Raw genomic sequence first — 11,537 nt, forward strand, 5'->3', positions numbered from 1 at the left:
AAAACACCCGGCGATAAAAGCAGCGGCTTATTGCCGTTAATTTCGGCCGAAGACCCAGGCGTAAAAGGTGCCGGCGATAAAAAAGTACAAGCGTATAATTTCCGGATGTGCCTCTCGAACCACCCCGATAACCGCGTTCCCTTTGCCAAACCAGAAGGCTACGACCCGGCACGTTACGAATTATTAGGCCGCGTTTTTGCTTCCGGTTGGCGTGAATTATTCCGCAAATTCGACCCGATTCCGAACCGGAAAACCGATACAAATAACCATGGCCCTGTAAGCACCGACTATATTGGTATGAATTACGATTACCCGGAGGCTACGTACGAGCGCCGACGCGAAATCATTAAAGAGCACGAAAATTACCAGAAAGGCCTGCTTTACTTTATGACTACCGACCCGCGCGTACCCGCCGATATGCAGCAGGAACTAAAAACCTGGGGTTTGGCTAAAGACGAATTTAAAGACAATGGCAACTGGCCGCACCAGATTTATGTACGCGAAGCCCGTCGCATGGTCAGTGATTACGTCATGACCGAAAATGAAACGGTAGGCCGCAAAGAAGTTCCCCGGCCGGTGGGTATGGGTTCTTACTCGTTAGATTCGCACAACACGCAGCGCTACGTAAAACCCGATGGTTTTGTCCAGAATGAGGGCGATATTGGGATTCACCTGAAGAATCCGTACCAGATAAGTTACGGGGCCATTATTCCCAAAAAAGCAGAATGCCAGAATTTACTTGTGCCGGTGTGTGTATCCAGTTCTCACATTGCTTATGGTTCTATCCGGATGGAGCCCGTATTTATGATTCTGGGGCAAAGCGCGGCCACTGCGGCGGCACAAGCCATAGACAAAAATATTGCGGTGCAAGATGTAAACTACGATGAACTAAGCCAAAAATTACTCACCGATAAGCAAGTTTTAAGCGCTCCTAAAAAGAATTTATAATGTTTTGCCGGGTTTGGTAAATATGGCTAATCCTGCACCTGACTTATGAACGGATTTAAATCAATATTTTGGTGTGGGTATTAAGTCAGGCATTTATTCCTGCAACAAAATGAGCTAAACGTAAATACGGGTACTAAAATTAACATTGAGTTTTCCCCAGGTTATATCAGAATGATTTAACCTGCGGTTTTTATTTGTATATCTGTTCTAACCAAAAAGTATAACTGAGAAACAGCGTTTGGGAAGCATTGGTGGTATTATCATCATAGCCGTCCGGCTAATATTCTAGTGCTGGCGCAAGTTTAGCGAAGCGTAACTTGTGCCTGGTTATAATGGCCAGTTTTTAACTGGCCGGAAGTTGAAAACTTTCCTTTATCGGTGCTATTTTATCGGTACCTAATAGCTACAAGCAAGCGCGAGCAGATGCGCATAATTAAAAAATATTCCTTAGCCGCCTGCCTATGGGCATAATACCAAATCATATTTATAAACTTCCATAGCTATTTTGTTCAAAGCACAAACCCGCCAGGTTTTAAAAGCTGGCGGGTTTGAACTAGGGAAGATTCTTTTTACTATCTGGTACTACACATGGCAAGGAACCGGTCTCAACCATTTAATAATATGCTGAAACAACTTCTATAGCTTTATTCAAAAGCCGGGTTTTTATTTTACTTCTTCTTTTACCTGGTTGGCTAGCCACGAAATAATTCTTTTTTGTTGTTCGGGGCCGAAGCGGTTTATATCCATCGGGCTTTGTTGGGTAAGCAGCGGCGAGGCTTTAAATAAACTGTAAACCGGGGCTACTTTTTTAAGCGTGGCTTCTATTTGGGTATAATCGGCGTGGCGGTCTAAAGTAGGCGTAATTACGAGTAAAGGTTTAGGTGCAATAGCCGCCATTATTTCCGCAAAATCTACGGGAATACGGCTGCATTGCTCCGTAAAAAAGCCCAGGCGCGGGGTTAAACCGTGTAAATGCGAAAAAGCGTAAATGCCTTCTACCTCCGGCCCCGAAGTACGCCAGGGCGTAAAGCCCGACGTAACGGCCGTGCCGGCAACCCGGTCGTCGAGGGCGGCGGTAATTAACCCAATGCTGCCCCCCAGCGCATAACCGGTCAGGTAAATATTTTCTTTGTCAATGGGTTCCAGTTGCTCTAAAGCATCAATCGCGGCGCGGGTGTCAGTTACCATTTTGCCCAGTTTAGACCAATGCGGGTAACGTTCGTAAAACAGCGTGCCTTCTTCTATGCGGCTGCCAAAACCAATCATATCCAGGGCGTACACGGCAAATCCTTGTTCTAACAAAGCATTAAAATACGGCGCCATCCCTTTGCCAAAACCATTGGGGTGCGAATATTCGTGCAGAAAAATAGCCACCGGCATTTTGCCGTTGGATCGGAGCCGCATTTTGCCGTTCGCATCGGTTGGGTAGTACAGGTAAGCATTTAAGTTTTCGCCGGGAGCACTGTAAGGTCCTAAAGGCAATACTTTTCCGTTTTTAATGGTTGGCATTTCTAAAAAGCCGGAAATATAATCGGTAGTGCCGGACCGGGTAAAATTAGTGGGCGTAATGCTTTTTACGCCGGCGGGTTCATCGCCCAACAGCCAGGTAATATTTTTACGGAGTTCAGTTTTTTGTTTTTCCCAATCGGCCAGCGTTTTTATTTTTTTACCCTTGGCATCGTTTAGTAAACTTTTGTTGACAGCTACGGGGGCATAATTGGCGGGGTTAATATTTTCGCCGCTCAATTGTTTCCACCGGTCGAAACTATAGTGGTAGGGCAGTTGGTTAGTCCAGGGCAATTTATTCCGGCCAAATTGGTTATCTAAAAAATCAACAAAAGCTTCGTTGTCGCGGGCGTGGGTACTGTGCAAACCCAAACGTAGCCGGATACCCAGTTTATCGGGCGCGCCTAAAAAAGTATATACCTTTTGCAACGAGGTGTAGCTCTGTTCAATGCCCCAGGGATTCCCCTGCGATTCGGTGCTGGCACTGGTTAGCAACAAGGCGCGTGGGGCAATGACTGCCATTAATGTATTCTGGTCGATGGGGAGTTTGTGTTCGCGGCCGATAAAAAAGCGCAGCCGCGGGTGCAGCCAGTGCGGAAAATTAGTCGTGATTTTATCAATCGTTTCGTTGTCGTGGCTGTCGTCGGTATACCGGTACGGAATTTCGCCGCCTGTGCCGGCGCTGCTGGAAATAACGGCGGTAATGCGTTCGTCGAACACGGCGGCCAGTAAAGATTGTTTACCGTTGCGCGAGTGACCGGTTATGGCAATCTGGGCTTTGTTAACCTGCGGCAGGGTATATAAATAATCTACCGCGCGGTGGGCACCCCAGGCTCGTTTCATGAGCGTAGTAAAATCGTACTCCGGATATATCTGATCGTAGTTTTCGGTATCGTCTTTGGCATCGGCACCCGCGTAAATACAGGCTATGTAGCCCCGGCGCAAAGCAATTTGGGCCCAGCCGCGGTGGTTCCATTGCGTTAAATAAACCGGAAACGGTCCTTTACCCGGTGGGGTCATTAACTCCAGGGTAAGTTTAGCCTGTTGTGCCGGGCCAAAGCGCAGTTCAACGGTTTCAATTTTAACGCCATTTTCGGTACGGCTTTCTATTATTTTAGAGGTCAGGTTGGTAGGGGCGGGCGGTATGGTGCCGGCAAGCCAATGTTGCACCTGGCCTTTTATCCAGCTCTTTTTTTGTTCCCATTGCTCTTTGGTTTTAACCGGAATATTTTTGGTGCCTTCCTCCAGCAGTAACGGGTCGGGGAGCAGCGGTATCGAGGGCATCTGGCTAAAATCGGGGGGTAACTCACCGGTTCTTTTTTGCCAATCGGGCCAGGTTTTATCCCGGTAATTAATGGGCGCTACATCTTTCCTGGGCGGATTGATAACCGGTAGTAATTCCTGCAAATAGGCCTGGCGCCTGGCGTTGTTATTTTCTTGCGCAAATCCCAATGCCGTATAAAAGAATAGGAGGGTGGCGGTAAGGCAAGACGTTAAATAAGGTCGGAGCATAAATAAGGGGCTTTCAAGGGAAAATGGCCGGCAGTAATTTTTGTATAAACATACTTTACCATCCGGCACCGGTAAAATAAAGGACAGCACTTTTGTCTGCAAGTATTTAGCTAATTATTCTGCCAAAACACTTTATTTATAATATATTTTTGGGCTATTTAAATAATATTCCGGCAAAATGGTAAAGCAGATTATTGGCCAGAATATTATTCATTTGGTCAATAATTTAAAAGCAGGAGGCTTTAAACGAAAGAAATATTTAAGGCCTAAGTCCGTCTGCTGGTTTTAAACCTTATTATGTTTAAGACTTGGTTTTTAACTCGAGTCCCGGATAATTAATTCGGTTTTTAAAGTGCGGGTAATGGCTTTCCAATCGGTTACATCGCGCTCCATCTGGTCCAGGAGTAATTGCACGGCGGTGCTGCCAATTTCCCGCACCGGTTGCGAAACCGTAGTTAGACTGGGCTCTATTAAAGCCGAGGCGTAATCGTTGCTAAAACCTACCACGGCAATATCGTGGGGTATGCGCAAGCCCTTTTTCTTGATTATTTGCATTGCTTCAATCGCGGTGGGGTCGTTTATGGCAAATAAAGCGTCGGGCGGTTCTTCTAACTCCAGCAGGTGTTTTACATAAATTTTTACTTTTTCAATGGTCAGGTCATACGGAATAATTAAATCTTCCAGAATGGGCAGGTTGTATTTACGCAGGGCATCGAGGTAACCATTTAATCTTTTGCGGCTCATGAGCAAAGAATCGGGGCCGGCCAGGTGGGCAATGCGTTTTTTACCAGTCTGGATCAGGTGTTCTACGGCTTTAAAAGCCCCATCGTAATCGTTCACCACTACTTTGGGTACCTGCATCTCGTCGCAAACGCGGTTAAAAAATACAATCGGAATGCCTTTGCGCTGGAATATTTTCAAGTGGTCGAAATTGCGGGTTTCCTTCGAGATTGAAACCAACAGCCCATCTACCCGGTTGGCCAGCATTACCTTGGTATTGGCTACTTCGGTTTCGTACGACTCATTCGATTGGCTTACTATAATATTGTAGCCGGCTTTGGTGGCTGCTTCCTGGGCCCCAATAATTACCTGCGGGAAAAATGAAGTTAGAAACTCCGGTACAACTATGCCAATGGTTAAGGTTTTACTGGTTACCAGGTTTAAGGCAATCATGTTGCGCTGGTAATCCAGCTTTTCGGCTAGGGTAAGTACAGCTTCGCGGGTAGCCGCATTTACCTTGGGGTGGCCGGTTAAAGCCCGCGAAACTGTAGATTTTGATAGGTTCAGTTCCCGGGCAATATCAACAATGGTTATCTGGTGTCTTTTCAAAGCTATGCCGGTTTGGGTAGGGTAAGTAACTAAATATAAGTGAAAACAGGAGCAGAATTTATGTTGTACAAAGTAAATAAGTTTTGGGAACGTTCCCATTTAGTGGGAACATTCCCACTAAAATAAATTGCAATATTTTAAATTAAGCTATACTGTATGGTATTAAATTTAGAAATATATTAATCTATTGGGGCTTTTAAAGATATAAATCTAATAAATCTGATTTTTGATTTTTCAGCTAAAAAGCAGAATTGTTGCATTTATCTTAATAAAAAGAATTTATCCGTAGAAAATATTACTTAAATCCACCACCATAATTAAAATGTATGTCTGCCAAAATTTACACAAACCTGTGTGCCAAGGTTAAGCCTTTATCCTGGCAATTGCTGCTTTGGAGTTGTTTATGCCTGATGGTGTATACTGCCCAAGCCCAAACCGCGCTTAAAGGCCGGGTTACCGACGAAAGCCAATCGCCGTTGCCGGGGGTTACCGTAACTATAAAAGGTTCTTCTACCGGTACTATTACTGATGCAGATGGGCGTTATACTTTGCCCAATGCGACAGCTAACGGAACTTTGGTGTTTTCTTTTATTGGTTATACCGCTAAAGAAGTAGCTATTAACAACCGCACCACTATTGATGTAAGTCTGTCGCCGGATGCCAAAGCCTTGTCGGAGGTAGTAGTGGTAGGTTATGGTACGCAACGCAAAATAGAAACCACGGGTGCTATTGCTTCGGTTAAAGCCGAAGAATTAACGCAAACCCCGGTAGTAAACGTAGCCCAGGGTTTGCAGGCCCGGGTAGCCGGGGTGCAGGTAACGCAAAACTCGGCGGCACCGGGCGGTAGTATTAGTGTGCGTATTCGGGGTACCAACTCTATAAACGGGAGCTCCGAACCTTTGTACGTGGTAGATGGGGTACCTATTTCAAATAGTGGTGGCGTAAACGAAATCAGTTCGCTATCTACCATCAATCCCAACGATATTGCTTCGGTAGAAGTACTCAAAGACGCTTCGGCTACGGCAATTTACGGGGCCCGGGGGGCCAACGGCGTGGTGCTCATTACCACCAAACGCGGACAAGCCGGCGCCACGCGGGTAACGTACGAAGGGTATTACGGGGTGCAGAACATAACCAAAAAAATGGATTTGTTAAATGCCGCCCAATTTGCTGCTTTAGAAAATGAAATATACCCGGCCAATAAAGATTATCCAGATCCGGCATCTTTGGGTACCGGCGTAGATTGGCAGGATATAATTTTCCGGCAGGCACCCATCCAAAGCCACCAATTATCGGTTTCGGGCGGTTCCGAGAAAACCCAATTGTCTTTGTCGGCAAATTTCTTCGACCAGAAAGGTATTGTTATCAATTCTGATTTCAGGCGGTATTCTTTGCGCCTGAATCTGGACCATGCCATTAGCAAGCGGGTTAAAACCGGGGTTAGTTTCCTGGGCAGTTATACCATTAATAATTCTATCCCAACTGGTTCTACCAGTATGGATGGGCCGGCCGTTACCACTAGTATTCTGGGGGCTGCATTGGGTGCACCTCCCACCATGCAGCCTTACCGGCCCGATGGTACCATTTACCCCTTTACCGAACAGTATAACGGCCGCTACCGGGAAGTAACCAACCCCTTAGGACTGGCCTCTATTTTAAACCGCGATGCCCTGAACCGGACCATTACGAATATGTACGGCGAGTTTTCTTTGCTGGAAGGGCTTACTTACCGGGCTTCTTTTAACGCTATTTTACAAAGCAGTTTAGGCGATAATTATTCGCCGCTTTTTATCCTGGGGCAAGGCGATATTAATGCTAATTCCGGTAGTGCCGGTAAAACTAACGGCTATACTACGGTTTTGCTCCACGAAAGTATTTTAACGTACGCCCGCACTTTTGCCGAAAAACACTCGCTTAAATTTACCGGCGTGGTTTCTTCGCAGGCCAACTTAAATAATTCTAACTCTATAAGTGCCAACGGTTTCCCGAACGATGCGACGCAAAACGAATCGGTACAATTGGCCACTAACCGTACGGTAAACAGCAGCCGCAGCAAAGAACGACTTGATTCTTACATGGCCCGCTTTAATTACGGCTTCCGCGATAAATACTTTTTTGATTTAACTGCCCGTACCGATGGCGCCAGCAAGTTCGGGGCCAACCACAAATACGGCTTCTTCCCGTCGGCCGCGGCTTCGTGGCGGGTAATGGAAGAAAATTTCATGAAGGGTTTAACCTTTATATCGGACCTGAAGTTACGGGCCAGCTATGGTATTACCGGTAATGCGGGAGCCATTAGTGCGTACCAGTCGTTGGCCACCGTAAGTTCCGGAGCCGGTTATTCTTTTAACCACATTTACCTGCTGGGAATTAGCCCTACCCGTATTCCCAACCCCGATTTACGCTGGGAAAAATCGAAGCAAACCGACATTGGTTTAGATATGAGTTTCTGGAATAACCGTTTAAACCTGGTGGTAGATGTATATAAAAAGCGAACCGATGATTTGCTATACGTACAGGGTTTACCGCTTTCTTCGGGGTATTCTTCTATAACCGGTAACTTTGCCGGTCTCGAAAATAAAGGGATTGAAGTAGCCACCAATGTTGTGCTGCTGGATGGACCGGTAAAGTGGGATGTGTCGGGTAATATTAGCGTAAACCGGAACAAAGTACTTTCTTTAGACGGCGGTACTACCCAGGAACGTTTTGTGAGCTCTTATACCATTTTAAAAGTAGGCGAGCCGCTGGGTTTATTTAAAACCTACGTGTTTGATGGCATTTACCAATCCGGCGAAGCGATTATACCGGGTTCTGATGGCCGGGTAGGCGGGGTAAAAGTAAAAGACCTGAACAACGACGGTTCCATTACGGCCGACGACCAAACCATAACCGGTAACCCTAACCCCAATTTTATTTACGGCATCTCTACCAACCTGCGCTTTAAAAAGTTTGATTTTAGTGCGTTCTTCTCTGGTTCGCAGGGCAACGATATTTATAACCTGAGCCGCTATACCTTCGAAAACCCGTTGGGTGCCCGCAACGTGCTGGCCACTCTGGCCGACCGCTGGTCGCCAACCAACCCCAGCAACGAATACGTGAGTGGTTTTGCCGGCGGGCGCAACCCGGTGTCGGACCGGTTTGTGGAAGATGGTTCTTATATCCGTTGCAAAAACCTGACTTTGGGTTATACCCTGCCTTCGCTCAAGTTCCCGTCCAACATCCGGATTTATGTGAGTGCAAATAATTTGTTTACCATTACCGACTACAGCGGATTCGACCCCGAAGTAAACTCTTTTGGTAATTCTAACACTTTAATCGGGATCGATAATTTGGTTTACCCGGCCGCCCGTTCCTTTATTGGCGGTATGCAGCTTACCTTCTAAAAACAGGTGTTAAATCAGTTTAACTAAGATTAAAAATGAAAAAATATATAATTTATACCGGTTTGGCCGGTTTACTTTTAACCATTTTACCGGGTTGCGATTTAGAAGAAACACCTTACTCGGCTATTTTTACCGAACAATTTTATAAAACCGGCCAGGATGCCGAAGCCGCCATTACAGCCGTGTACGACCAGCACGCCAACTTAAATGGCGGGCCGGCCACTTTGCTGGCTTCCGATTTTAGCGCCGATCAGATTTACCCGCGGGCGGTAGTAGGCCGCAACACGCTTACGTTGTTTAATTACGACCCCAATTATACTACCCAGAAAAGTTTTAGCCGCACCAACGAATCGCCGATGTACATTTGGCAGGCCGCTTATGCCGGTATCGAAAAAGCCAATTGGGTAATAGAAAAAGTGCCGGCCGTTACCATGGCCGAAGATCGGAAAAGAGAAATAATGGGCGAAGCGCATTTTCTGCGGGCGTATTTTCATTGGATGCTCACCAAAAACTTTGGCGATGTGGTAATAAAAACCAAAGCCAGTACTTCCTTGGCCGAATCAGTAGTAGGGAAAAGCCCCAAAGCCGACGTTTACAAACAAATTTACGCCGATTTAGACCAAGCCGAAGCCAACCTGAATTCTTATTCGGCAACCTTGGTAAAAGGGCGGCCTTCTAAAGAAGTGGCGCAGGCACTGTACGCCAAAGCAGCCTTGTACAACGAAGATTGGGCACTTGCTTTACAGAAAGCGCAGGCGGTACTCACATCCGGCAAATATTCTTTAATGACCGAGATAAAAGATGTATTTAATGTAGCCAAAGAAGACCAGGCGCGGCAGGAAAATATGTGGGCCTTTGAATCGGAAAGTTCTAACCCTGGCCGCACCTCGCAATTGGGTTCATTGTACGGGCCTAAAAACAGCGAAAGCCCCGAGTACGGCAAAAGCTCTTTTGGGTCGGCGTTTGTGTACCCTTCTTTTTACAATTCTTTTGCCCCTACCGATAAACGCCGTGAATTAATGGCTACCAGCTATACCAGAGCCAATGGCACAGTAGTACCACAAAGAGAAATAACCCCCATAACCACGCAAGGTATTCTGGTAAAAAAATTCCAGGACCCTAACTCAATAGGAGGTAGTTACGCCGTAAATATTCCTATTTTGCGTTTGGCCGATGTATATTTAATTGCCGCCGAAGCCGAAGCGCGGGTAAATGGTCCTACCACGTTAGCCTATGGGTATATAAATCCGGTGCGTAAGCGGGCTAACCTAAACGATTTAACGCCCGGCTTAGGTAAAGACGCTTTTATTGATGCTGTGTTGCAGGAGCGCTCCTGGGAATTATTTGCTGAAGGCGACCGCTGGTACGATTTAACCCGCACCGGTAAATTCCTGACCGTAATTCCTGCTGCGGTGAACGATGTATTTCCGGTACGTACCCCCACGGCCAAACACAAATATTTCCCGATTCCGCTCGACGAGATAAATGCCAATCCTAAATTAGAGCAGAATCCGGAGTGGCGGTAACATATTTTGGGTGATTAATGGTACAGCTGTTTTGTCTCTGTTTCCATTAGTTGGCGCGAGCGTTCCCGTTCGCGCCTTTCCACCTCTTTAAAATTTATACCTGGCCAGCGGCCAGAAAATATTCTTCACGAGCGAAGACGCTCGCGAAAGCAACGAAAGATATAAGTATTTAAAATATCTGATAAGTCTCCCTTTGAAGGGGGTAGGGTACACAGCATCCAATTAAGATATTGTTTATCATTCCAAAACAAAATTTAAACCAAAGCCATTGGTGAAGCGATTTATATTAAATAAGGCAATATTTCTGAGTTTAGCTTTAGGCGGGTTACTTTCTTTACCTGCTTTAAGCCAGCAAACAACTATCAATTATAATCGTCCATTAGTAAACCAGGCCGGTTATAATTTAGGAGAAAGCAAACGCTTTGTCTTGCCATTTGCGAAAGAAGGCGAAACCTTTGAGGTAATAAAAGCAAGCGATTCTTTAGCTACTTTACCTAAAGTTTTATTCACCAGTAAAATTAAAAACCAGGCCGGCGATTTTTCAACTTTTAATACCCAGGTACCCGGCGAGCAATACGTAATTCGGGTGGGCGGGTACAAACCATCTATGCCGTTTTGGGTGGCCGACCATTTACTGGAAAAGCTATCGTCGCGGTTAGCGTACCAGTTTTTTATAGATGTGCGGGGCTCCGAAGATTCGGTACACGCCAACGAAGCCAAGGTATACAGTGGCGGCCCCTCGCGCGATACCGGTGCTTACGGCCTGGAAGCCGTATTCGAAACCTTGCTGTATGCGTCTAACCCGGCTTTATTCGACCGCTGGACAGCGGAGATGGGCAATAAGAAAACCGCTGATTTAATCGATTTAATTTTGTGGCACGCCGAGTTCGCTTACCACCACGTAAATTATAACGGACCGGTAGCCAAGCGCCACGGTACTTTGGGCTACCAGGGCCAGCCCCGCATGCAGTACGACTACTGGAATACCCTCGACCAGTTGGCACCCGTACTGGCTGCTTATCATTCCTTCCTGAAACCGCATTTATCAAAGGAAAAATACCAGCAGTACCGCCAAGTATGTCTCGAGAAATGGACTGCTTACGACCGGCACAAAGTAGTGCGCTACTGGACTGAAAGCGATAAATGGGTGGATATTGGCTTTCAGGAATTTAACGAAATGGGCAATGCCTTTGGGCAGTCGGTGTTCAGTAATTTATTTATGTATTTGAGCGAGCAGCACGAGCCGGACGGCAAACCAGAGCAGTTTCTGAAATGGGCCCAGGAAAGTGCGGCAGATATTATCAAGAATTGGGATTTTAATAACCCGCGGCAC

6 protein-coding genes are annotated in these 11,537 nt (G+C 46.3%); 4 read left to right on the forward strand and 2 right to left on the reverse strand.

Going from position 1 to position 11,537, the window contains the following annotated elements; all coding sequences use genetic code 11:
• Nucleotides 1-948 (forward strand): FAD-dependent oxidoreductase (locus ACO1R6_RS13910; protein ID WP_486265477.1); only part of this gene is annotated, 948 nt, incomplete at its 5' end.
• A gap of 663 nt (nt 949-1,611) precedes the next feature.
• Here ACO1R6_RS13910 and ACO1R6_RS13915 read toward each other — a convergent pair.
• Both ACO1R6_RS13915 and ACO1R6_RS13920 read right to left on the reverse strand, forming a co-directional pair.
• Nucleotides 1,612-3,966: an alpha/beta fold hydrolase gene (locus ACO1R6_RS13915; protein ID WP_486265478.1), complete on the reverse strand. Its 2,355-nt coding sequence runs from the start codon at nt 3,964-3,966 to the stop codon at nt 1,612-1,614.
• A gap of 315 nt (nt 3,967-4,281) precedes the next feature.
• Entirely contained in the window at nt 4,282-5,295 is a 1,014-nt protein-coding gene (locus tag ACO1R6_RS13920; protein WP_486265479.1) for a LacI family DNA-binding transcriptional regulator, read from the reverse strand.
• A gap of 326 nt (nt 5,296-5,621) precedes the next feature.
• On the opposite strand from ACO1R6_RS13920, the gene ACO1R6_RS13925 reads away from it, so the two are divergent.
• The 3 genes from ACO1R6_RS13925 to ACO1R6_RS13935 all read left to right on the forward strand — a co-directional run.
• Nucleotides 5,622-8,678, forward strand: coding sequence for a SusC/RagA family TonB-linked outer membrane protein (locus ACO1R6_RS13925; protein WP_486265480.1), 3,057 nt, complete (start codon nt 5,622-5,624; stop codon nt 8,676-8,678).
• A gap of 35 nt (nt 8,679-8,713) precedes the next feature.
• The gene (locus ACO1R6_RS13930; RefSeq protein WP_486265482.1) at nt 8,714-10,204 is read left to right on the forward strand and encodes a RagB/SusD family nutrient uptake outer membrane protein; all 1,491 of its coding nucleotides are present in this window, start codon (nt 8,714-8,716) and stop codon (nt 10,202-10,204) included.
• Nucleotides 10,205-10,475: 271 nt separating this feature from the next.
• Nucleotides 10,476-11,537 (forward strand): early set domain-containing protein (locus ACO1R6_RS13935; protein WP_486265483.1); only part of this gene is annotated, 1,062 nt, incomplete at its 3' end.

The sequence above is a fragment of the Adhaeribacter sp. genome, assembly GCF_057359045.1.